Below are 23,605 nucleotides of genomic sequence, written 5' to 3'. Positions count from 1 at the left end.
AGATACTCTATGTTTATGTATATTTTTCCACTATTGTTGATTCTTATTATCCTATCTGTTGTGGCTAGCACACTTTATGTTGTTAGACAGCAGACGGTCGTTATCATTGAGCGTTTTGGTAAGTACCAGGCCACAGTTTCAAGTGGCATTCATATCCGCATGCCTTTTGGTATCGACCGGATTGCAGCGCGTATCCAGCTTCGGATGTTGCAGAGCGAGTTGATTGTAGAAACGAAGACAAATGACAACGTCTTTGTAACCCTCAATATCGCTACGCAGTATCGTGTTAATGAGCAAAATGTTATGGACGCCTACTACAAGCTGATGCGTCCAGAAGAACAAATCAAGTCCTATATTGAAGATGCCCTTCGTTCCTCTGTTCCAAAACTAACTTTGGATGAACTCTTTGAGAAAAAGGATGAAATCGCCTTGGAAGTTCAAAAGCAGGTTGCTGAAGAAATGTCTACCTATGGTTATATTATTGTTAAAACTCTGATTACCAAAGTTGAACCAGACTCTGAAGTGAAGCAATCCATGAACGAAATCAATGCTGCTCAACGTAAACGTGTAGCGGCTCAAGAATTGGCCAATGCAGATAAGATTAAAATCGTCACAGCAGCTGAAGCAGAAGCTGAAAAAGATCGCCTACATGGTGTAGGTATTGCCCAGCAACGTAAAGCCATTGTAGATGGTTTGGCAGATTCAATTGCTGAACTGAAGGAAGCCAATGTTGACATGTCAGAAGAACAGATTATGGCCATTCTCTTAACCAACCAGTACCTTGATACCCTCAATCAGTTTGCCTCTGCAGGAAATCAGACTATCTTTTTACCAAACTCTCCAAATGGAGTAGAGGATATCCGTGCTCAAATACTTTCAGCCTTGAAAGCAAAATAAGACTTTTTAAGCAAAAGTGTCCAGATTTTTTGTGAAATTCACTCTTTGTATATTGACAATTTATAAAACCTGTACTATAATTACTAATAGTAAGAAGTAAAAAAGAAAGGGGTTCCTAATGACAAGCTACGAAAAAGTTGCAGCAGTAGTGGGCTGGGTACGTGACAAAAAAATCACTGGTTACCGTATCAGTAAAGAAACAAATGCCCGTGAAATGTCTGTTATTGCCCTTGCACAAGGTAGAGCAAAGATTGATAACATCTCATTTGCGACTGCTTTAGGTCTGATTGATTTTTACGATAAAAATCATAAAAAATACGAAGGCTAATCGTATATATTTCACCAGAAAATGCAACTTTATACGTTGCATTTTATTTTTTTTCTTAGAAAGGGCTCTTCTCTTTTCTAGATCAGACTCATTATCTATTGGATTTTATATAAAAATATATGCATATAAAATATACCTTTTGTCGACTGGAAATGGTAAGGTTCCGTTTTCTAATCCTATCTTTTTAGTTGGTAATCTGAAAAGAACCAATTAACGACACGAGGGTGTTTGTCAGTTTATTGAAGTTCATACTGCAGTGATGGACAATCAGTGCGAATGAGATAAAAAAGAGTTTCCTAAACTTGTTTAGAAAACTCTTTTTTAGTATTTATTTTAAGAAACGTTGGAGGAAAGTTTTGGTGCGTTCTTCTTTTGGATTTTCAAATATCTCTTGAGGGGTTCCTTGTTCGGCAATGACACCTTGGTCCATAAAGATGACGCGGTCAGAGACTTCTTTAGCGAACTCCATCTCGTGGGTTACAATGAGCATAGTCAAGCCTGTTTCGGCCAAAGCTTTCATGGTTTTAAGGACTTCACCGACCATTTCTGGATCTAGGGCAGAAGTTGGCTCGTCAAAAAGCATAGCTTCTGGGTTGACAGAGAGGGCTCTTGCGATAGCTACACGTTGTTTTTGTCCACCTGAGAGTTGTTTGGGCTTGGCTGTCCAGTATTGTTCAGTCATCCCAACCTTGTTGAGATTTTCCTTAGCAATAGCTTCAGCTTCTGAGCGGGAGCGCTTGAGGACGGTGGTTTGAGCAACGATGGCATTTTCTAGCACATTGAGATTTTCAAAGAGGTTAAAGGATTGGAAAACCATGCCTAATTTTTCTCTGTAGGTGGTCAGGTCGTAGCCTTTTTCTAGGACATTTTGTCCATGGAAGAGAATTTCTCCACCAGTAGGTTCCTCCAAAAGGTTGATAGAGCGTAGGAAGGTTGATTTTCCTGAACCAGATGAGCCAATGATGGAGATGACCTCTCCTTTTTGAACAGTAAGGGAAATATCTTTTAGAACATGATTCGCTCCAAAGGATTTTTTCAAATGCTTGATTTCTAAAATTGTCTGAGTCATTAGTTGAGTACCTCCGTTTGCATTTGATTGGCACCAGTAGTGTAGGTATCGGTATCAAAACGTTTCTCTACATAGCGGAGGATACGGGTGACTGTAAAGGTAAGCACAAAGTAGATGACAGCGATAATGGTAAATGTTTGGAAGTATTGATAGGTCTGGGTTGCGACAGTGTTTCCTGAAAAGTAGAGTTCAACAACCGAGATCACATTTAACACAGAAGTATCCTTGATGTTGATGACAAATTCATTACCAGTTGCAGGGAGTATGTTGCGGATGACTTGTGGTAGCACAATTTTGCGCATGGTTTGACTGTGGGTGAAGCCAAGGGCAGTCGCTGCTTCAAATTGTCCCTTGTCCACTGCAAAGATACCACCGCGAACAATCTCACTCATGTATGCCCCCGTATTGATGGAAACGATAAAAATAGCTGCAAGAATTCGATCCAATGAAATGCCAAATGCTTGGGCAGTTCCGTAATAGATAACCATAGATTGAACAATCATAGGGGTACCACGGAAAATTTCGATGTAGACACTGAGCAACCAGCCAAAGACTTTTTGTAGGATAGCCAATCCCTTGTTAGCAGCTGTTGGGGCAGTGCGGTAGACACCAATTAGTAGACCGATGATGAGACCGGTGATGGTTCCAATTATAGAAATGAGCAGGGTGATTCCAGTGCCTCGTAGGAACTGCTTCCAGTTCTTTGTTAAAATAGTAAGAACTTGCTGGAAGAAACTTGACTCAGCTCCCTCAACACTGTTGTCAGCAGGTTGGATGTCAATCATTTTGTCCATGAGTGCGACACGGTCTGTTTCTGAAATCGTGTCAAGCACTTCATTGACGTTGACTAGGGAATCAATATCATCTTTTCGTAGGCCGACAGCAATTGCGGCATCAGATTCAGCTACTTCAAAACCTGGCTCCGGTGTCACCATGAGGAACTTGGAATTGGCACTTTCAGCAGTTAAGGCCTCAGGGCGTTCTGAAATATAGGCGTCAATAATGCCTGATGCTAATGCCTGACGCATTTGGGAGAAATCTCCCATTGGAGTCTGTGACTTCGCACCAACTAGTTGTGGTAGAAGATGAACATGCCAAACTCCTTGCTGGGCAGTGATTTTAGCACCTTCGAAATCTTCTAAGCTTTTGGCCTTAGCAAAATCTCCATCTTTTGCAACTACTAAGACCGGTACGCTGGTGTAGTAGCTGTTGGAAAAGGCGATTTCTAATTTGCGCTCTTCCGTCGGACTCATCCCTGCAGCAATCATATCGATTTTTCCCGAGGTCAAAGCTGGAATCAAACCTGTCCAGGATGTTTTCACAACCAAGAGGTCTTTACCCATGGAAGTCGCAATTTTCTTTGCAATCTGGACATCATAACCGTTGGCATATTGATTGGTCCCCTCGATGGGAACAGCACCGTTGGAGTCGTCCTCTTGTGTCCAGTTAAAGGGAGCATAGGCTGCTTCCATGCCAACACGGAGGTAATTGTCTGCTTTGACGCTATATCCTGTCGTGATAAAAGCTAGGAATAGCAGGAGTAGCAAGCTGAGTTTCTGTTTCATAAATTCTCCTATTATATTGTATTTATTATATTGTAACAAAATTCTGACAAATTTCAACTGGATAAATTTTCACTGGGGAAACAAGCGAGAACTGTGGTATAATGATACAGTGAAAGCGAGGAAGAAGTATGTTTGTTGAAATATTGAAAGCAATCTTTTTTGGAGTTGTAGAGGGAGTGACTGAATGGCTACCTATTTCCAGTACTGGGCACTTGATTTTGGTCCAAGAATTTATCAAGCTGAATCAGGAAAAGAGTTTTATGGATATGTTCAATATTGTTATCCAGCTTGGAGCGATTTTAGCCGTTATTGTCCTGTATTTTGAACGTCTCAATCCCTTCCAGTCTGGAAAAACAAAGCAGGAAGTTCGCTTGACCTGGCAACTATGGTTAAAGGTAGCTATTGCCTGTATTCCTTCCATTTTAGTGGCTCTTCCTTTTGATAGCTGGTTTGAAGCACATTTCAATTTTATGTTTCCTATTGCTTTGGCCTTGATTGTCTACGGCGTTGCCTTTATTTGGATTGAAAAGCGCAATGCACATTTAGAACCCAAGGTGACCAGTCTAGCTCATATGTCCTATAAGACAGCTCTCTATATTGGTCTCTTTCAAGTGTTGGCGATTATCCCAGGTACCAGTCGTTCTGGCGCCACTATCCTAGGAGCTATCATCTTGGGAACTAGTCGTTCGGTAGCAGCTGATTTTACTTTCTTCTTGGCTATTCCAACCATGTTTGGTTATAGCGGATTGAAGGCGGTCAAGTTCTTTTTGGATGGCAATGTTCTTAGTCTGAATCAGGGGATATTGTTGCTCTTGGCTAGTCTGACAGCTTTTTTGGTCAGCCTTTATGCAATCCGTTTCCTCACAGACTATGTAAAAAAACACGACTTTACCATTTTTGGGAAATACCGTATTGGATTAGGTCTTCTTTTGATTGTCTACTCTATTGTCAAATGGTTCCTCAACTAATACTACAGAAGCCGGTCAGTCCGGCTTTTCCTTTGTAAAAAAGGACCTTTTCCTGTATAATGAATAGACAAATGCACGAGGTACGACTATGAAGATGAAACAAATTAGTGATTCAACCTTGAAAATCACCATAAAAATGGAAGACTTAGAAGAAAGAGGGATGGAGTTGGCTGATTTTCTGATTCCCCAAGAGAAGACAGAGGACTTTTTCTATGCTGTCTTAGAGGAGTTAGAACTGCCGATGACCTTCCGGGAAAGTGGCATGCTGAGCTTTCGTGTAACGCCAAAGCCGGATAAAATCGATATTTTTGTGACGAAATCAGATATTGACCGCAACATGGACTTTGAAGAATTTGCAGACTTGGCTAACATGGAAGAACTCTCACAAATGACACCCGATGAATTTTTAAAAACATTGGAAAAAGCGGCACGTGACAAGAGTGTCGGTTTGGGGGATGAGGCAGCTGTCCGCCATCTTGAAAAAGTTGAAGCTCTCGAAGAGGAGTTTGATGAGGAACAAAAGTATATCTACTATATCCTTGATTTCAAAGATTTGAGTCAGGCTGTTCGTTTTGCTCAGACCATTGATTTTCAGGTAGATACATCTGAACTCTATAAGATGGATACGCATTATTATCTGACTGTCCTGATCAATGTCGAGAATCGCTCAAAACAGTATCCGGACTATCTCCTTTCTAGGATGTTGGAACATGCAGATGATACCGCGATGAGTCGTCCAGTTCTTCAAGAGCATGGGAAACTCTTACTTCCGGTCAATGCCCTTGAGGAGCTGAGAAAGGTTGATTTGACATGATTCCATTTGCCTTGCAATACATCATTGTTCTTATCTCAACTCTGGTGTTGTCTGCTGTAGCTACGCCGATTGTCCGTTTTATTTCCTTTAAAATTGGTGCTGTGGACAATCCTAATGCTCGCCGTATCAACAAGGTTCCCATGCCGACAGCTGGTGGTCTGGCTGTCTTTATTGCTTTTGCGGTCTCGGTTTTGGGCTTTTTGCCTGGGATTATCAAACATCTGACTATTGATGGGTCTTATTTTGATTATGTTCTGCCCCTAGTGATAGCGGGTGGACTTGTCATCATGACAGGTTTGATTGATGATATAAAGGAATTGAAACCTCTACCTAAGATGTGTGGTATCCTAATCGCTGCAATTATCATCTGGGTTTGGACAGATTTCCGTTTTGATGATTTTAAAATTCCTTTTGGAGGGCCACTGCTACATTTTCCGAGCTGGTTGTCTTTTGTACTAACGGTTCTCTGGATTGTGGCCATTACCAATGCAGTTAATCTCATAGACGGTTTAGATGGTCTGGTATCAGGAGTCTCGATCATTTCTCTGACAACGATGGGGATTGTCTCTTACTTTTTCTTACATGATAGTGATATCTTTCTACCTTTAACCATATTTATTTTAGTGGTAGCCATTGCTGGTTTTTTACCTTACAATTACCATCCGGCCATCATTTATCTAGGAGATACAGGTGCCCTGTTTATTGGGTTCATGATTGGGGTCTTATCACTACAAGGGTTGAAAAATTCTACAGCTGTTGCGGTTGTCACTCCCATGATTATCTTGGGAGTTCCCATCACAGATACTGTTGTAGCTATTATTCGTCGGAGTCTTTCTGGAAAGAAAATCTATGAGGCAGACCGAATGCATCTTCATCATCGTCTTCTATTTATGGGACTAACTCACCGTGGAACAGTCTTGGTGATTTATGCCATTTCCTTTACCTTCTCTCTGATTTCTCTTTTGCTCAATGTTTCTAGTCGCTTAGGTGGCGTTCTTTTAATGGTCTTTCTTCTCCTTGGTGTGTTGATTCTCAGTGAAATGATAGGAATTTTTGGAGAAAATCGAACTCCTTTGTTGAATACCCTCCGTTTTATTGGAAACAGCAGTTATCGCCAGGAGGCTATCGCTAAATGGAAGTCGCGTCGGTTAAAATAACATACGTAGTTACCGATCGGAATTCGGAATGAAAGAAAGTTATCGAGAACAGAATGGTTGAAACTAGAACTATATAAAAACAAGTAGTAGAGAAAGCTCTGATAAAGCAAATCTCTGCTGCTTTTTTATAATTAGTTCTCAATGAAACATGGGACAATCTTGATTGCTTACGCTCTTAAGTAAATTGTCATCCAAAGAAAAAGGATTTGAAATGTATATCACTTAAAAAATAAGACAGTAGCCATGCTGTACTACTGTCTTATAGTTGTGAAGTGATTATCTGTCTGTTTACGTTGTCCATTATTTTATCCGAAGTAAGAATATAGTAGTAACAAAACAAGGGGAACATAAAGTGCAACAAAGAGCCACTTTAAATAAACAACGCCAGCGATAAACTCTCGAATAAAGGCGCTTGGGATATAGTAGCTTGCAGTCTTACAACCCAATCCATCTCCTGCCATCTTGATTTTTTTGGCAAACATACTTGTTCTAAAAACATGATAATCATTGGTTACAAATAAAAAACGTGGATGAGGTTTTAGGGTTTCTCCTAATGCCTTGGCGAAAAGGAGGTTTTCATAGGTTGTGGTTGACTTATCTTCCAATAGAACAGCTTCGTTTGATAATGGTGTATTGTTCTTGATATAATCTGCCATAGCTTTAGCCTCTGAAATTTTCTCATCAGGACCTTGCCCACCACTCACAATGAGTTTAACATTTTTGTCGTCTAAAACATTGTAGGCTTCAATTGCTTTTAAAATTCGTTTTTCCAAAAGGGGACTGACTCTCTCGCCACCAAGTAGTCCTGCACCATGGATAATGATAAAATCATATTGTTTGCCTTTTGGCATGAAGAGGTAAAGCATTGAATAGAGCATAAATCCAAGAAAGGCAACGCCAAAAATGAGAAAACTCCATGAAATTGAGACTATTAAAACATTTAGCAACTTACTGTTAATAAAAAATTGGTAATACTGAATTCTAATGTAGATCAATAGAAAAAAGCCAACAACTCCAAAACCTGCTAATAGGGATAATAGATTAGCTTTTGATTTCCCTTCTTTTTTTAAAAGGATAATACCATTGTAAATCAGAAAGATACCACTGAAAAAGACGATTAAGGGTAAAATAATAAATCCTAGACCGAAGAGGATATCATGAGCGACTCCAAAACCGCGCTCATAAAAGAAAGAGCCGACTGAAAAATAACTCATAATTAAAAATGATATCAATAAAATAGGATTGAGAACGCTACGATTATCTTTCCAAATCGAAAATAATAAGGCTAAAAAAAGAAATAACGTGACTAGATACACGAGTTGTCCTCCCAAAAAAGATACTTGTACTATTTTATCAAATTTTAGCATAAAGAACAATCTAGTCAGAAATGACTCAGTTCATATAAAAATTGCACAAATTTTGCAAAAGAGGTGGCTGTTCTGGTGTTTTAGACATTATTAGACGGAGTAACGGACATAATTTTACCCGGATACAAAAGGTTGGCTGTCCTATTTCTTAAGACTTTATAGGAGAAAAAAGCCTATATTTTTGGTATAATAACAGACATCAATAACATCAAAGATTGCCTCTGAAAGGCCTTTCTATCATATCTAAGGAGTTTATCATGTCAGTACTAGAAATCAAAGATTTGCATGTCGAAATTGAAGGCAAAGAAATTCTCAAGGGAGTTAATTTAACCCTAAAAACAGGTCAAATTGCGGCTATCATGGGACCAAATGGGACAGGAAAATCAACCTTGTCTGCAGCTATCATGGGTAATCCGATTTACGAGGTCACCAAAGGTGAAATTCTGTTTGATGGAGTAAATATTTTGGAGTTAGAAGTAGATGAACGGGCACGAATGGGTCTCTTTTTGGCCATGCAGTACCCGTCTGAGATTCCTGGTATCACTAATGCAGAGTTTCTACGTGCAGCCATGAATGCTGGCAAGGAAGAAGATGAAAAGATTGCAGTCTTGCCGTTTATCAAAAAATTAGACGAAAAAATGGCTCTTTTGAATATGAAAGAGGAAATGGCGGAGCGCTATCTCAATGAAGGTTTTTCTGGTGGGGAAAAGAAACGGAACGAAATCCTTCAGTTGCTCATGCTTGAGCCAACATTTGCGCTACTGGATGAGATTGATTCTGGATTAGATATTGATGCATTGAAAGTTGTTTCAAAAGGGATCAACGCCATGCGTGGAGAAGATTTTGGGGCGATGATTATTACCCACTACCAACGTCTCCTTAATTACATCACACCGGATGTAGTCCATGTCATGATGGAGGGGCGCGTGGTTGCTTCTGGGGGACCAGAATTGGCCGTTCGACTGGAGAAAGAAGGCTATATCCATCTGGCTGCTGAACTGGGAATTGATTATTCAGAACAGAGTGAAGCCTAGTCTTTGTCATTCGACAACTTTTACTTTTTAGAAAGAGAGAAACAATGACGAAAGAACAGATTCAACAATTTTCATTAGATCATGCTGAGCCAACTTGGTTAGCTGATTTGCGACAAGCAGCTTTTGAACAAATCGACCGCTTAGCATTACCAACGATTGAACGGGTAAAATTTCACCGCTGGAACTTAGGTGATGGTACCATTACTGAAAATGAAGCTCTAGGAAATGTACCTGATTTTACCTCCCTTGACAACAATCCCAAATTGGTACAAGTGGGCACGCAAACAGTTCTTGAGCAATTACCAGCTGATTTAGCCCAACAAGGAGTTGTCTTTACGGATCTATATTCGGCTCTAGAGATGATTCCAGAAGTTATCGAAAAGCATTTTGGTACTGCTGTTTCTTTTGATGAAGATAAACTATCTGCTTACAATGCAGCTTACTTCAATGCTACAGCTGTCCTCTACATTCCTGACAATGTTGTTGTGGAACAACCGATCGAAGGGATTTATTATCAGGACTCCAGTAGTCCAGTTCCCTTTAATAAGAGAGTACTTATCATTGCTGGGAAAAACAGTCAAGTCAATTATTTGGAGAGATTTGAAAGTTTAGGAGCGGGTGGAGTAGCTACCTCCGCAAATATCACTGTCGAGGTTTTAGCCTTAGCTGGTAGTCAGGTTAAATTCTCTGCCATTGACCGATTAGGAAAACATGTGACCACTTTTATGAACCGCCGTGGCCGTTTGGCAAATGATGCCAGCATTGACTGGGCGCTGGGTATTATGAATGAGGGCAATGTTGTAGCGGATTTTGATAGTGATTTAATAGGAAAAGCTAGTCATGCCAATTTAAAAGTTGTGGCCCTATCCAGTGGTCGTCAGGTGCAAGGAATTGATAGCCGCGTAACGAACTATGGTCCGCATTCAGTCGGTCACATCCTTCAGCATGGAGTGATTTTGGAGAGAGGTACCCTGACTTTTAACGGGATTGGTCATATTATTCGTGGAGCCAAAGGAGCGGATGCTCAGCAGGAAAGTCGGGTTCTCATGTTGTCAGACAAGGCACGTTCAGATGCTAATCCAATTCTGCTTATTGATGAGAATGAAGTAACAGCTGGGCATGCGGCTTCTATTGGGCAAGTAGATCCAGAAGATATGTACTACCTGATGAGTCGTGGTTTGGATCAGGCGACAGCTGAACGCTTAGTGATACGTGGATTTTTAGGTTCAGTCATTACCGAAATCCCTGTCAAGGAAGTTCGGGATGAGATGATTCAAGTTATTGAAGACAAATTAACGAAGAGGGAATATGGCAATACTAGATAGTGATAAGCTAGTTCAGGATTTTCCAATCCTCAGCCAAGAGGTTCACGACGAACCCCTTGTATATTTGGATAATGCAGCTACCACTCAAAAACCGATACCAGTGCTGCAAGCTTTAGAGCACTACTATCGGACGGATAATGCCAATGTCCACCGAGGTGTCCATACCTTGGCTGAACGAGCAACCATTTCCTATGAAGCAGTTCGAAAAAAAGTAGCAGATTTTATCCATGCGCAGTCTACCAAGGAAATTCTCTTTACCCGAGGTACGACTACTAGCCTCAATTGGGTGGCGCATTTTGCAGAGGAAATATTGCAGCCAGACGATGAGGTCATCATCTCCATTATGGAGCACCATTCCAATATCATTCCTTGGCAGCAAGTCTGTCGTAAGACCGGTGCTCGCTTGCGTTATGTCTACCTGAAAGATGGTGAACTAGATATAGCGGGCTTAAAGGAGCTGATTGGTCCCAATACTCGCTTTGTTTCCATAGCTCATGTTTCGAACGTTCTTGGCGTTGTCAACCCAATAAAGGAAATTGCTCACTTAGTCCATGAAGTTGGTGCCTATATGGTCGTAGATGGTGCCCAATCAACTCCTCATATGGTTATTGATGTCCAAGATTTGAATGTGGATTTCTTTGCCTTTTCTGGTCACAAGATGTTGGCCCCCACCGGGATTGGTGTCCTTTATGGGAAACAAGAACTTTTGGAAAGGATGTCGCCTGTTGAGTTTGGTGGAGAAATGATTGATTTTGTTCAGGAACAGACAGCCAACTGGAAAGACTTGCCTTGGAAGTTTGAGGCAGGAACACCTAATATTGCAGGAGTTATTGGTCTGGGAGCGGCCATTGACTATCTAAACGAACTAGGTATGGATGCGGTTTATGCACATGAAAAATCCTTGATTGATTATGTCTTTCCAAAATTACAGGCCATTCCAGGTTTGACCATTTATGGCAGTCAGGATTTATCCAAGCGAACAGGAGTTATCTCTTTCAATTTGGATGACCTCCATCCCCATGATGTAGCTACAGCTCTGGATTATGAAGGTGTAGCAGTCCGAGCTGGACATCACTGTGCTCAGCCCCTCCTTACCCATCTGGAGGCTTCATCAACGGTCCGAGCTAGCTTTTACCTTTACAATACCCCAGCAGACTGTGACAAGTTAGTTGATGCTTTGATGAAGACAAAGGAGTTTTTCAATGGCACTCTCTAGACTAGACTCCCTTTATATGGCTGTGGTGACAGATCACTCGAAACACCCCCATCATCGTGGGAAATTAGCCGACACAGAAGTTCTTACAATGCATAATCCTACCTGCGGAGATGTCATTGAATTGTCCGTTCTTTTTGATAAGGCTGGCACCATAAAAGACATTGCCTTTGACGGGGTGGGTTGCACCATCTCAACCGCATCAGCATCTATGATGACAGATGCTATTCTTGGAAAAACGAGTTCTGAGGCACTTGAACTGGCAGAAATTTTTTCACGCATGGTTCAAGGTGAGCAAGAAGACGTGCAAGAAAGGCTCGGAGAAGCCGCCATTTTAGCAGGTATTGCCAAATTTCCTCAACGTATCAAGTGTGCAACTCTCTCTTGGAATGCTCTGAAGAAAGCTATTGAACGAAGTGAGAAGTAGGTTGACTGAAGAAGAGATTGAATAGCGATGAAATGTTGTGTCAAAACATAATATTTCGAGATGTCTATAGAGTTTAGTATTCTGCATTAAAGAATACCAATCTTGTTAAATGATTCCACTTCAAGTGACGTTGCATTTAACCCCCTTAGTATCTTATGAAAGGAACAATATGTCAGAAGAAATTGTAGAACCAACTCCCATTGATTTAGGGGAATATCAGTTTGGTTTCCATGATGATGTGGAACCTATCTACTCAACAGGTAAGGGTCTCAGTGAAGACGTTATCCGCGAATTATCGGCTGCCAAAGGTGAGCCAGAATGGATGCTGGATTTTCGTCTGAAATCGTATGCTGCTTTCCAAAAAATGCCCATGCAAACCTGGGGAGCGGACTTATCCAAGTTGGACTTTGATGATATCATCTATTACCAAAAAGCCTCTGAAAAACCTGCTAGAAGTTGGGACGATGTACCAGAGAAAATCAAAGAAACCTTTGAACGCATCGGGATTCCAGAAGCAGAAAGAGCGTATTTAGCTGGCGCTGCTGCCCAATACGAATCAGAAGTCGTCTACCACAATATGAAAGAAGAGTATGATAAACTGGGTATCATCTTTACTGATACGGACTCCGCCTTGCGTGAGTATCCAGAGCTCTTTAAGAAATATTTTGCTAAGCTAGTCCCACCAACAGACAACAAACTAGCAGCCCTCAATTCGGCTGTTTGGTCAGGTGGAACCTTCATCTATGTACCAAAAGGTGTCAAATGTGATATTCCACTCCAGACTTACTTCCGAATCAATAATGAAGGAACAGGTCAGTTTGAGCGGACCCTGATTATCGTGGATGAGGGAGCCAGCATCCACTATGTGGAAGGATGTACCGCACCGACTTATTCAACCGCAAGCCTCCATGCTGCAGTCGTAGAAATCATTGCCCACGAAGGCGCCTATATGCGCTATACGACCATCCAAAACTGGTCAGATAATGTATATAATCTGGTTACGAAAAGGGCACGGGCCGAGAAAAATGCCACTGTTGAATGGATTGATGGTAATCTAGGTGCTCATACCACCATGAAATACCCTGCTGTTTATCTAGAGGGTGAAGGTGCACGTGGTACCATGTTGTCCATCGCCTTTGCTAACAAGGGGCAACACCAAGATACAGGTGCTAAGATGATTCATAATGCCCCATACACTAGCTCATCCATCGTATCTAAGTCTATTGCCAGAGGTGGAGGAGAGGTCAACTACCGTGGACAGGTAACTTTTAATAAAAATTCGAAAAAATCCATCAGTCATATTGAATGTGATACCATTTTGATGGACGATATCTCCCGTTCGGATACCATTCCCTTCAATGAAATTCACAATTCTCAAGTAGCTTTGGAGCATGAAGCTAAGGTCTCAAAGATTTCAGAAGAGCAACTCTATTACCTCATGAGCCGTGGTCTATCTGAACAAGAGGCTACAGAGATGATTGTTATGGGCTTTGTTGAGCCGTTCACCAAAGAACTCCCAATGGAATATGCCGTTGAGCTCAACAGACTCATTTCCTATGAGATGGAGGGTTCTGTAGGATAGTAGGAATGTATTCAAATAGTTAAAAAACTATTTCCCGATTGTCTACTGACAAAAGCTAACAAAAAGAGCGATAACCATCACTCTTTTTTGTTTTGAAATATTATTTTCTAAATCAAAACCAAGGTAAGAAAGGAACGGAAACTAAAATACTTGCCTCTATTTTTCAATGGATTAAATAGCAGTAGAATGGCTACAAAAATGAGCATTCAGCTACAAATATGGAAAAAATTGATAAATTAGATTAGAAATTGTGGAGGAGGAACTAAAAAAATGTTCATTTTGATGGCAATAATGATGATGTCTGTTGGCGTTTTACTTCTAATCAAAGCGAGTAAAATTCCTAAATGGAGAGGAGTTAATATAGTTTGGGGTATATGTGCAGTTTTGCTTGTTATTTTGGGTGCCATATTATTTTATGGTGTATTATCTCGAAAAATTAAATTGCCCTTACATTAACAACTCCCAAACTATCCAATCAAAGTAAAGTAATGAAATAAAATCACTGAAGAGGAAGCAAAAGCCAATAGCAGATACTTCCTTTTTGTGTTGTGTTTTAAAAATTTGAGTCTTGTTTTTCGCATCGTCATGGTAATTGATTGAAAAGGCTTTCTAAAAATGATATAATAATAAAGTAATTATCATTGTTAGGAGGTGCACTATGAAAAAAACTTTTCAAATATTTGGGGTCCTATGTACGTTGTCTCTATTTTTAGTGGCTTGTGGAGCAAAGACAGAAAAAGACACTGGTAATGTATCACAGAAAGTAGCTACAACTCAGGAGCAAAACCTGACTGTTGCAGAATTTCTTGATAAAGTTGAAAAAGCCAATAACGAAGTGGAAACAGTTCATCTTGATATGGAGCTATTTCTTCAAGTCAATACCAATAAGAAAACCCAAGAAATGCAGGCAGATGTGGACTACGGCAAGCAAGGAGATACCATTCAGCGAGCCAATGCCTCAATTGACGAAGTCAACAATGGTCAAGTAAAGTACGAAGAGTTTATTTTACCAGGGGGTGATGGTCATCCAGTTTATTCGCGGACTAGTAAGGACGGCAACTGGGATAAAGATACGAGTGATGGACACTATTTTATCCGGCCTGGTTACTTTAGTTTTCTAAAAATTCTTTATTCAATGGAGAATGACTTAGAATTGGAAGAAAGTGATGACAACTATACTTTAGTCCTCAAAAGTCAAAATGTGGACTTGCTCTCGCTTTTCAAAGATGAGTTAAATTTATCTATCACAGGTGTGAGTCAAACAGAGTTAGAAAAAGATTTTGAAGTAACATTTGATAAGACAAATCTTTATATGACTGGCTTCAAGATGGTTTTTGAATACGAGGGAATTGAAGGTCAGTTGGATATGGATATTGAGACTGATTTTTCTGCATGGAATCAACTCGATGATTTAACCTTCCAAGCTCCAAAATAAGCAATATATAAAAAAGACTGAAGTGTGAATGCTCATATCTCAGTCTTTTTTTGTTTACAAATTTTCATTGACATAGCGAACAAAGTGGTTCCACCAAGAAAGAGGCCAACTGGCTTCGGGAATATTTTCTGCAACAACCATATCCACGCTTGGTTGAGAGTCTAAATAACCTTTTCCAATTAAATCCTTATCAACTAGATACAAGTTACCTATAATCTGACCTTGTTGGGTAGGTGCTTCCAGTAGGGATACTTTTTCACTATACCTAGCAGAGACAGCTGCGGTGGCCCCTTTTCGGATATAGGCATATAAGTTATCTGCAGCAATTGCTTTCACCTTCTCCTTTTGACCATTAAAGACAGCAACATGACTTGACTGAAAGGTTTCCCCTTTTGCGACCAGAGTAGTGACTGTAAAGTGACTGTTGACATGGTCTATCAATTCGTTTGTAGCTAAAAATCGATTATCTGGGAATTCTTCACCCTCGTTGGCATTGAGAACAACCGTCAATAGTCTCGTGTTTCTCTGTTGGATAGTGGCTACAAAAGAAACTCCAGCTGTTTCGCTAGCCCCTGTCTTTAAGCCATCTACTCCAGGTCTTCCATAGGTCCCTTCCTTTAACATCTGGTTGGTAGAAGAGTAAGTTGTACCATAGAAGTTGAAGTGGTATTGAGAGGTGATATCTAAAACTTGAGGGAAATCAAGAAGCAGACGGCGGGCTACGATGGCTACATCCATGGCAGATAGTTGATTTTCATCATTCTCATTGGAGCCAGGATAGCGATAATCTCCTAGATAACTATTGCTCAAACCGGTGGCATTGACCAACTTAGCACCGTTAATCCCCCACTCCCTTAACTTGGCATTCATTTTATCCACAAAAGCAGCTTCGCTTCCTGCGACTTCTTCAGCCAAGGCGATAGCAGCGCTATTAGCTGACGTAATCAGAGTGGCTTCCAATAACTCTCTCACTGTGTAGGAACGTGCTTGTAAATTGACATTGCTGACGACTGTTCCGATCAAACTATAAGGATAGTCGCCGATTGAAACAGCACTATCCATACTGATCTTACCTTCAGCAACTGCTTCATACACCAAGTAAGCAGTGAGCAAGGTTGTGATTGATCCGATTGGAACCTGTGTCTGTGCATCCTGTTCGTAGAGAATTTTTCCGCTGGCTACATCAATGGCAATTGCATGCTTAGCGGAGACTGAAAAATCTTCTGCATAAACTGGCCTCGTGAACGAAAAAAAACCAATAAGCACAATCAAGCCGATTCTAAACAACTGTTTCATATATTTCCTTCCAAGTCAATGATCTCTAGTTTTTTTACATTATATCATAAAATAAATATCATAAAATGAGCAGATTCGGTTTTGATAAAAAGTCAGAAAATTCCAAATATACTAAACTTACTTTACAATATCCGTAGATAGTGGTATAATCGTACTTGAACAATTTAAAAATTGTTTAAGCAATTCATTTGAAATAAACTTAAAATAAGAGGAGACCTTTATGCAAAAGAGAAAATTGGCAGCTATTGCCAGCGTTACATTGCTTTCTGCTAGTTTTTTAGCAGCGTGTGGAAACGCTTCATCTAATGGTGGTTCTGGAAAAGCAACAACCTATTCTTATGTCTATACTGAAGATCCAACATCTTTGGACTATATCGCCTTTAACCGCGCTCAAGTGTCAGATATCGTTACCAATATGGTTGATGGTTTGTTGGAAAATGACCAATACGGTAATTTGATTCCATCTCTTGCAGAAGACTGGAAAGTTTCTGCAGATGGTTTGACGTATACTTATACGATTCGTGAGGGTGTAAAATGGTACACAGCAGATGGTGAAGAATATGCAGATGTTACCGCACATGACTTTGTGACTTCTCTCAAGCATGCCGTAGATGTGAAATCAGAAGGTCTTTACATCATTCAAGACTCTATCGCCGGCCTAGCTGACTATGTTGACGGGAAGAGTAAAGATTTTTCAACAGTTGGTGTAAAAGCTGTTGATGACTACACTCTCCAATATACCTTGGCTCAACCAGAACCATACTGGAACTCTAAGTTGACTATGTCCATCATGTTGCCAGTCAATGCGGAATTCCTTGAGTCTAAGGGAGAAGATTTTGGTAAAGTGGAGCCAGATGGCATTCTTTACAATGGTGCGTTCTTCATCAGCTCTATGACTTCAAAATCATCTATGGAGTACACCAAGAACGAGAACTACTGGGATGCAGACAATGTCAAAATTGATAATGTCAAATTGACTTATTACGATGGACAAGATCCAGAATCGTTGGTAAAAGGCTTTACAGATGGCAACTACACCAATGCGCGTATTTTCCCGAATTCCTCTAGCTATGCTTCAGTGAAGAAACAGTATAAGGACAACATTTACTACAGCCTGCAAGATTCAACTATCTACTACAGAATCTTCAACACTAACCGTACAAACTACGAACATACTGCTAAAACCACAGATGCACAGAAGACTTCTACTTATAAAGCTTTACGCAATAAGGATTTCCGTCAAGCATTGACCTTTGCCTTTGATCGCAAGAACTACGTGGCACAAAACGTAGGAGAAGATGCTTCTGACAGACCATTGCGTAACCTTGTGGTATCGCCAACCTTTGTCAGCGCTGGTGAAAAAACATTTGGTGATCTTGTCAAAGAAAAAGTAGTTTCTTATGGCGATGAGTGGGCAGATGTGGACTTCTCAGATGCGCAAAATGGTCTTTATAATGTAGAAAAAGCCAAAGCAGAGTTTGAAAAAGCGAAAGCAACCCTTGCAGCAGAAGGTGTAGAATTCCCAATCCACCTTGATGTACCGGTTGTTCAAGAAAGTGAAACAGGTGTTCAACAAGCTTCTTCAATGAAACAATCTATCGAAGAAAGTCTTGGAACAGATAATGTTGTCATTGATCTTCAAATGGTAGACCAAGATACATTTTTGAATATTGCATTCTATACTGAAGCTCCTGAGCAAAATGACTATGATATCACGTACTCTGGATGGGGTGCTGACTACCAAGACCCTTCAACCTATCTTGATGTCTTTGCGATTGACGGTGGCGCTAACACAGATAAGCTTGGCGTTTCAGCTAACAACGAAGAATCCATCAAAGCAATTGGTTTGGATAAATACAATGACCTTTTGAAAGAAGCAGCAGCTGAAAATCTAGATGTTGTCAAACGTTACGAAAAATACGCAGAAGCACAAGCATGGTTAACAGATAGTGCCTTGGTTATTCCTTATTCATCATTAGGTGGAACACCAAATGTTTCTAAGGTCGTACCTTACACTGCAGCAACTGCAGATGTCGGTATCAAAGGTGGTTCAACTAGCTACTTCAAGTATATGGAAGTTGGTACTGAAATCAACAAAGCTGAAGATGTCTATGCTAAACGTGAAAAATGGTTGAAAGAAAAAGCAAAATCAAATGCAGAAGCACAAGAAAAGCTTGCTGACCATGTAGAAAAATAAAGGACTTTTAAAGAACTTTTTCAAGAGGACTTTCTCTACGAGTTTTAGAGGAAGTTCTTTTGAGATTTGGAGAGGAATTACGAAATGAAAAAGTATGTTCTGAAACGGATCTTACGCTCATTGTTCTCTCTTTTTATGGTGACTACTCTAATCTATACGATTATCTATACCATGGTACCTAGAAAGAAGATTTTTGAGAAAGATCCAACATACACTAAAGTGGCAAAGGATCCTGACAGTAAGGCAGATTATGTCAACACAGTCTACGAAAAAATGGGCTACATTGACTACCTTGACTCAAAGGAACTCCAAGAAGCTGTTGAGAAGGTGGATAGCAGTGTTACAGTTGAACCAACAGCTGCCAACAAAAAAATATATGAAGATTACATTGCTAACAAAGGGAATGACTGGGTGCTTCACCAGTTTGAGGGAAGCCAATATTTTTATGCTACTCGTGAAATCCCTATCTACCAACGGGTCTTTGAATTTTACGGTAACTTGATTCAAGTTGATCATACCAATCGGATCAAAGACGAGAAAAATCCTGATTTGGAACGGTATCTGCGTTTTGAGAACGATCCGTCAGTCGGCTGGGCCTTGGTAGGCTCTGGTACAAAACACAAGTATCTCTTATATTTTAATGGACAATTTCCGTTTATCCACCAAAACTTTGTGACACTGGATATGGGAATATCTTATCCAACTTATGCGAACATTCCTGTTCTTGAAGTCTTAACTCAAGGACAAGGGAAAGCGTTGGCGACAGATGTAACCTTCCCAACAGGTGTGACTAAAAAGTCATCTATCAATATTTATAGTCGAACTTATAAGTCCCCTGCTTCTGCGGATAAGCAAGATATTGCCAACTTTGGTGAAGGAGATGCTTACACCGCTACAAAAACACACTATCAAGAACCATCCATGTTGGTAAACTCCTCTATCATTGGTTTGATTAGTGTGGTTATTTCCTATGTCATAGGTTTACCATTGGGAATTTTTATGGCTCGATATAAAGATAAGACTTTTGACGTGGGCATGACAGCGGTCTTTAGTTTCCTCATGGCTTTACCAAGTATTGCTTTTATCTATATTTTTCGATTTGCTTTTGGAAAAGTCTTTAATCTACCAGATACCTTCCCTGTTTTGGGAGCATCTGACCCGAGGTCTTATCTCTTCCCAGCATTCTTATTAGGTCTATTAAGCATTCCTTGGACAGCAATCTGGATCCGACGTTACTTTATTGACTTACAAACTAGCGATTTTGTCCGCTTTGCTCGAGCTAAAGGTTTGTCAGAAACTGAAATTGCTCGAAAACATATCTTTAGAAATGCAATGGTACCAGTTATTCACAGTATTCCGCTCTCCATCGTTAGTGTGATTGTCGGAGCTACCTTCACCGAGTCGGTCTTTGCCTTTCCTGGTATGGGTAAGATGCTGATTGACTCCATCAGGGTTAGCAACAACAATATGGTGGTTGCCTTGTCCTTTATTTTTGCTGGTCTTTCTATCTTTGCTCTTCTTGTGGGAGACTTGCTCATGACCATTGTAGACCCACGTATTAAACTAGATGTGAAAGGAGGTAAATGATGTCTACTATTGATAAAAGGAAGTTTCAGTTTGTCAAACGGGATGATTTTGCCTCTGAAACAATTGATACACCAGCCTATTCTTATTGGAACTCAGTATTTCGTCAATTTTTGAAGAAAAAGTCAACCATTTTTATGCTGGTGGTCTTGGTGGCAATTGTGCTCATGAGTTTCATTTATCCGATCTTTGCCAACTATGATTTTAACGATGTTAGTAAAATCAATGATTTTGGTGCCCGTTATAATTGGCCAAATGCAGAGTATTGGTTTGGAACAGATGCCAATGGTCAATCTCTTTTTGACGGCGTTTGGTATGGCGCGCGTAACTCTATTTTGATTTCCCTCATTGCGACGGCAATCAATTTGGTCATCGGTGTCATAGTAGGGGGTATTTGGGGAGTTTCCAAAACCTTTGATAAGATTATGATGGAGGTCTATAATATTGTATCCAATATTCCCTCCCTTCTCATCTTCATCATCATGTCCTATGCTTTGGGTGCAGGTTTTTGGAATTTGATTCTAGCCTTCTGTTTAACTGGTTGGATTGGAGTAGCGTTTTCTATCCGTATTCAAATCATGCGTTACCGTGATTTGGAGTATAACTTAGCTAGCCGTACCTTAGGGACGCCAACTTTCAAATTAGTTGTCAAAAACTTGTTACCACAATTGGTATCTGTGATTGTGACTCAGGCTTCTCAAAGCCTTCCTGGTTATATTTCTTCAGAGGCCTTTCTGTCCTATTTTGGTATTGGCTTACCAGTGACAGTTCCAAGTTTGGGGCGTTTGATTGCGAAATATTCTCAAAATGTGACCACGAATGCCTACCTCTTTTGGATTCCTTTGGCGGCACTCGTTCTAGTTTCTTTCTCGCTCTTCATCGTAGGTCAAAACCTGTCTGATGCTAGTGATCCACGTACCCATAGATAAGGAGAAAATATGACAAAAAATGAAAATGTAATATTATCTGCCAAAGATTTGGTCGTGGAATTTGATGTTCGTGACCGTGTTCTGACAGCTATCCGTAGTGTATCTTTAGATCTCGTTGAAGGCGAAGTTCTGGCTATTGTTGGTGAGTCAGGTTCAGGAAAATCTGTTTTGACCAAAACTTTCACCGGCATGTTAGAAGAAAATGGCCGTATATCATCAGGTAGTATCAACTATCGAGGTCAAGAGTTGACAGCTATCAACAAACATGAGGAATGGGAGGAAATTCGTGGTGCAAAAATTGCGACTATTTTCCAGGATCCCATGACCAGCTTGAATCCTCTTGTTACTATTGGTCGCCAAATTACAGAGGTTATCGTCAAGCATCAGGGCAAGTCTGCATCAGAAGCCAAAGAAATGGCTATTAATTACATGGAAAGAGTTGGTATTCCCGATGCGAAAAAACGCTTTAACGAGTATCCTTTCCAATATTCCGGAGGCATGCGTCAACGGATAGTTATTGCTATTGCTCTAGCCTGTCGGCCAGATGTTCTCATCTGTGACGAGCCGACCACAGCCCTAGACGTGACCATTCAAGCTCAAATTTTGGATTTGCTGAAAGAGTTACAAAAAGAATATAACTTCACCACTATCTTTATCACTCATGATTTGGGTGTGGTGGCTAGTATTGCGGATAAGGTTGCAGTTATGTATGCCGGTGAAGTCATTGAATTTGGTACAGTGGAAGATATCTTCTATGATCCGCGTCACCCATACACATGGAGTTTGCTATCTAGCTTACCCCAGTTAGCAAATGCAAACGGAGAGCTCTTCTCTATTCCTGGAACCCCACCGTCACTCTTTACACCTGTAGTAGGAGATGCCTTTGCTCCACGCTCTGAGTTTGCAATGCAGATTGATTTTGAAGAAGAACCCCCAGTCTTCCATGTGACAGAAAGCCACTGGGCTAAGACCTGGCTCTTGCATCCAGATGCACCACAAGCAGAAAAGCCAACGGTGATCCAAGATCTACATTCAAAAATAAAAGCTAAAATGTCAGTTGAAGAAATTAGTTAGGAGGAAGAAATGACTGAAAAATTAGTTGAAATTAAAAATTTAGAAATTTCTTTCGGAGAAGGCCACAAGAAATTTGTTGCCGTAAAAAATGCTAATTTCTTTATCAACAAGGGAGAAACCTTCTCCCTTGTTGGTGAGTCAGGGTCAGGGAAGACGACCATTGGGCGGGCTATTATCGGTCTTAACAACACGAGTGCAGGGGATATCCTATATAAAGGAGAAAAAATTAACGGAAAGCTCTCTCGGGAAAAGTCACGCGACCTTATCCGTAAAATCCAAATGATTTTCCAGGACCCTGCGGCTAGTTTGAATGAGCGTGCAACCGTGGATTACATCATCTCTGAAGGTTTGTACAATTTCAAATTATTTGAAAATGAAGCCGATAGACAAGATAAAGTTCGGGCTATGTTGAAAGAAGTAGGGCTATTGCCTGAACATTTGACTCGTTTTCCACATGAATTTTCGGGTGGACAGCGCCAGCGGATTGGTATTGCTCGTGCCCTTGTCATGCAACCAGAATTGGTCATTGCCGATGAACCGATTTCTGCTCTAGATGTTTCTGTCCGCGCACAAGTTCTCAACTTGCTGAAACAATTGCAAAAAGAATTAGGTTTGACTTATCTCTTTATCGCTCATGATTTATCTGTTGTCCGTTTCATTTCCGATCGAATTGCAGTTATCCATAAAGGTGTGATTGTCGAAGTTGCAGAAACAGAAGAATTATTTAAAAATCCAATTCATCCGTATACGCGTTCTCTACTTTCTGCAGTCCCGATTCCGGATCCAATTTTAGAGCGCCAAAAGAAATTAGTTGTTTATAACCCAGAACAACATGATTACAGCACAGATAAACCAGAAATGGTTGAAATTAAACCCAATCATTATGTTTGGTGCAACCAATCAGAGCTTGCGCAGTATAAAAAAGACTATCTATAATAAAATAAAGAACTTCATTCTCATGAGGTTCTTTTTCTGACAAAAATGTCCTGTTTCTCTTCTCCATATTTGCTTATACTAGATGCAATAGTGAAAGGAGAAGTCATGCGCTTTGAAGAAATTTACCAGCGAGTCCAAGGGATTGTGCACCGTACCCGCAAGGAATACTATATAAAGCTCTGGGAGAAGAGCGATTGGGATCAAGAAGGTATGCTCGTTCTCTATGAACTTCTAGGCTCTCAACCTGGAATAGAGTCAGATTCTGAGCGGTTGTATACCTATTTTAAGGTCAAATTCCGTAACTACATCAAGGATAAGGTCCGTCGACAAGAAAGTCAAAAACGCCGGTTCGATCGGATGAACCACGAGGACATTACTGAGCTTAGCCATATGGTGGCCGAACAGGGT

At 40.5% G+C, this 23,605-nt stretch carries 21 protein-coding genes and 1 pseudogene; 18 read left to right on the top strand and 4 right to left on the bottom strand.

Features of this window, described 5'->3' with window-relative positions:
• The first annotated feature begins 9 nt into the window (after positions 1–9).
• On the top strand, positions 10–897 hold the full coding sequence (locus tag F602_RS0101025; RefSeq protein ID WP_018166114.1) for an SPFH domain-containing protein: 888 nt from the start codon (positions 10–12) through the stop codon (positions 895–897).
• Between the two features lie 118 nt (positions 898–1,015).
• Positions 1,016–1,225, top strand: a complete 210-nt coding sequence (locus F602_RS0101020) for a capsule biosynthesis transcriptional regulator (protein WP_018166113.1) — start codon at positions 1,016–1,018, stop codon at positions 1,223–1,225.
• A 328-nt stretch (positions 1,226–1,553) separates the two neighbouring features.
• Here F602_RS0101020 and F602_RS0101015 read toward each other — a convergent pair whose 3' ends face one another.
• Both F602_RS0101015 and F602_RS0101010 read right to left on the bottom strand, forming a co-directional pair.
• Positions 1,554–2,294, bottom strand: a complete 741-nt coding sequence (locus F602_RS0101015; RefSeq protein WP_018166112.1) for an amino acid ABC transporter ATP-binding protein — start codon at positions 2,292–2,294, stop codon at positions 1,554–1,556.
• Positions 2,294–3,859 (bottom strand): ABC transporter substrate-binding protein/permease, encoded by a 1,566-nt coding sequence (locus F602_RS0101010; protein WP_018166111.1) that lies wholly within the window; start codon positions 3,857–3,859, stop codon positions 2,294–2,296. The genes F602_RS0101015 and F602_RS0101010 overlap by 1 nt, the downstream gene beginning before the upstream one ends.
• A 128-nt stretch (positions 3,860–3,987) precedes the next feature.
• On the opposite strand from F602_RS0101010, the gene F602_RS0101005 reads away from it, so the two are divergent.
• The 3 genes from F602_RS0101005 (at position 3,988) to F602_RS0100995 (ending at position 6,798) form a co-directional block, all read left to right on the top strand.
• On the top strand, positions 3,988–4,827 hold the full coding sequence (locus F602_RS0101005) for an undecaprenyl-diphosphate phosphatase (protein WP_018166110.1): 840 nt from the start codon (positions 3,988–3,990) through the stop codon (positions 4,825–4,827).
• 88 nt (positions 4,828–4,915) lie between these two features.
• Positions 4,916–5,641, top strand: coding sequence for an adaptor protein MecA (gene mecA, locus F602_RS0101000; protein ID WP_018166109.1), 726 nt, complete (start codon positions 4,916–4,918; stop codon positions 5,639–5,641).
• Positions 5,638–6,798 carry a glycosyltransferase family 4 protein gene (locus tag F602_RS0100995; protein WP_018166108.1) on the top strand — a complete coding sequence of 387 codons (1,161 nt, stop codon included), beginning with the start codon at positions 5,638–5,640 and terminating at the stop codon, positions 6,796–6,798. The genes mecA and F602_RS0100995 overlap by 4 nt, the downstream gene beginning before the upstream one ends.
• Positions 6,799–7,103: 305 nt before the next feature.
• Here F602_RS0100995 and F602_RS0100990 read toward each other — a convergent pair whose 3' ends face one another.
• Complete coding sequence (locus F602_RS0100990) at positions 7,104–8,114, bottom strand: YdcF family protein (protein ID WP_018166107.1); 1,011 nt, start codon at positions 8,112–8,114, stop codon at positions 7,104–7,106.
• A 308-nt stretch (positions 8,115–8,422) separates the two neighbouring features.
• Here F602_RS0100990 and sufC point away from each other — a divergent pair, with 308 nt between their 5' ends.
• The 7 genes from sufC (at position 8,423) to F602_RS0100955 (ending at position 15,181) form a co-directional block, all read left to right on the top strand.
• Complete coding sequence (gene sufC, locus F602_RS0100985) at positions 8,423–9,199, top strand: Fe-S cluster assembly ATPase SufC (RefSeq protein ID WP_018166106.1); 777 nt, start codon at positions 8,423–8,425, stop codon at positions 9,197–9,199.
• Positions 9,200–9,243: 44 nt separating this feature from the next.
• On the top strand, positions 9,244–10,524 hold the full coding sequence (gene sufD / locus F602_RS0100980) for a Fe-S cluster assembly protein SufD (RefSeq protein WP_018166105.1): 1,281 nt from the start codon (positions 9,244–9,246) through the stop codon (positions 10,522–10,524).
• Entirely contained in the window at positions 10,508–11,740 is a 1,233-nt protein-coding gene (locus tag F602_RS0100975; protein ID WP_018166104.1) for a cysteine desulfurase, read from the top strand. The genes sufD and F602_RS0100975 overlap by 17 nt, the downstream gene beginning before the upstream one ends.
• Positions 11,727–12,164, top strand: coding sequence for a Fe-S cluster assembly sulfur transfer protein SufU (gene sufU, locus F602_RS0100970; RefSeq protein WP_018166103.1), 438 nt, complete (start codon positions 11,727–11,729; stop codon positions 12,162–12,164). The genes F602_RS0100975 and sufU overlap by 14 nt, the downstream gene beginning before the upstream one ends.
• 169 nt (positions 12,165–12,333) lie before the next feature.
• A complete protein-coding gene (gene sufB, locus F602_RS0100965) occupies positions 12,334–13,746 on the top strand; it encodes a Fe-S cluster assembly protein SufB (protein WP_018166102.1) in 1,413 nt (470 codons plus the stop codon).
• 270 nt (positions 13,747–14,016) lie between these two features.
• Positions 14,017–14,202, top strand: coding sequence for a hypothetical protein (locus tag F602_RS0100960; protein WP_018166101.1), 186 nt, complete (start codon positions 14,017–14,019; stop codon positions 14,200–14,202).
• Between the two features lie 202 nt (positions 14,203–14,404).
• Entirely contained in the window at positions 14,405–15,181 is a 777-nt protein-coding gene (locus tag F602_RS0100955) for a DUF6612 family protein (RefSeq protein ID WP_018166100.1), read from the top strand.
• A gap of 54 nt (positions 15,182–15,235) precedes the next feature.
• On the opposite strand, the gene pbp3 is transcribed toward F602_RS0100955, so the two are convergent.
• A complete protein-coding gene (gene pbp3 / locus F602_RS0100950) occupies positions 15,236–16,477 on the bottom strand; it encodes a D-alanyl-D-alanine carboxypeptidase PBP3 (RefSeq protein WP_018166099.1) in 1,242 nt (413 codons plus the stop codon).
• Between the two features lie 220 nt (positions 16,478–16,697).
• On the opposite strand from pbp3, the gene F602_RS0100945 reads away from it, so the two are divergent.
• The 6 genes and pseudogenes from F602_RS0100945 to F602_RS0100920 all read left to right on the top strand — a co-directional run.
• Complete coding sequence (locus F602_RS0100945) at positions 16,698–18,674, top strand: peptide ABC transporter substrate-binding protein (protein ID WP_018166098.1); 1,977 nt, start codon at positions 16,698–16,700, stop codon at positions 18,672–18,674.
• Positions 18,675–18,758: 84 nt separating this feature from the next.
• Positions 18,759–20,261: an ABC transporter permease gene (locus F602_RS0100940; RefSeq protein ID WP_018166097.1), complete on the top strand. Its 1,503-nt coding sequence runs from the start codon at positions 18,759–18,761 to the stop codon at positions 20,259–20,261.
• Positions 20,261–21,187: an oligopeptide ABC transporter permease OppC gene (gene oppC, locus F602_RS0100935; RefSeq protein ID WP_018166096.1), complete on the top strand. Its 927-nt coding sequence runs from the start codon at positions 20,261–20,263 to the stop codon at positions 21,185–21,187. The genes F602_RS0100940 and oppC overlap by 1 nt, the downstream gene beginning before the upstream one ends.
• 9 nt (positions 21,188–21,196) lie before the next feature.
• Positions 21,197–22,261 (top strand): ABC transporter ATP-binding protein, encoded by a 1,065-nt coding sequence (locus F602_RS0100930; protein WP_018166095.1) that lies wholly within the window; start codon positions 21,197–21,199, stop codon positions 22,259–22,261.
• Between the two features lie 9 nt (positions 22,262–22,270).
• On the top strand, positions 22,271–23,197 hold the full coding sequence (locus F602_RS0100925; protein ID WP_018166094.1) for an ATP-binding cassette domain-containing protein: 927 nt from the start codon (positions 22,271–22,273) through the stop codon (positions 23,195–23,197).
• Between the two features lie 105 nt (positions 23,198–23,302).
• Positions 23,303–23,605, top strand: a pseudogene (locus tag F602_RS0100920) (sigma-70 family RNA polymerase sigma factor); the annotation flags it as partial.

Origin of the sequence: Streptococcus minor DSM 17118 (genome assembly GCF_000377005.1) — a bacterium.
GTDB lineage: Bacteria > Bacillota > Bacilli > Lactobacillales > Streptococcaceae > Streptococcus > Streptococcus minor.
The sequence above is the reverse complement of the archived record's forward strand: the minus strand, read 5'-3'. Positions and strand labels throughout refer to the sequence as shown.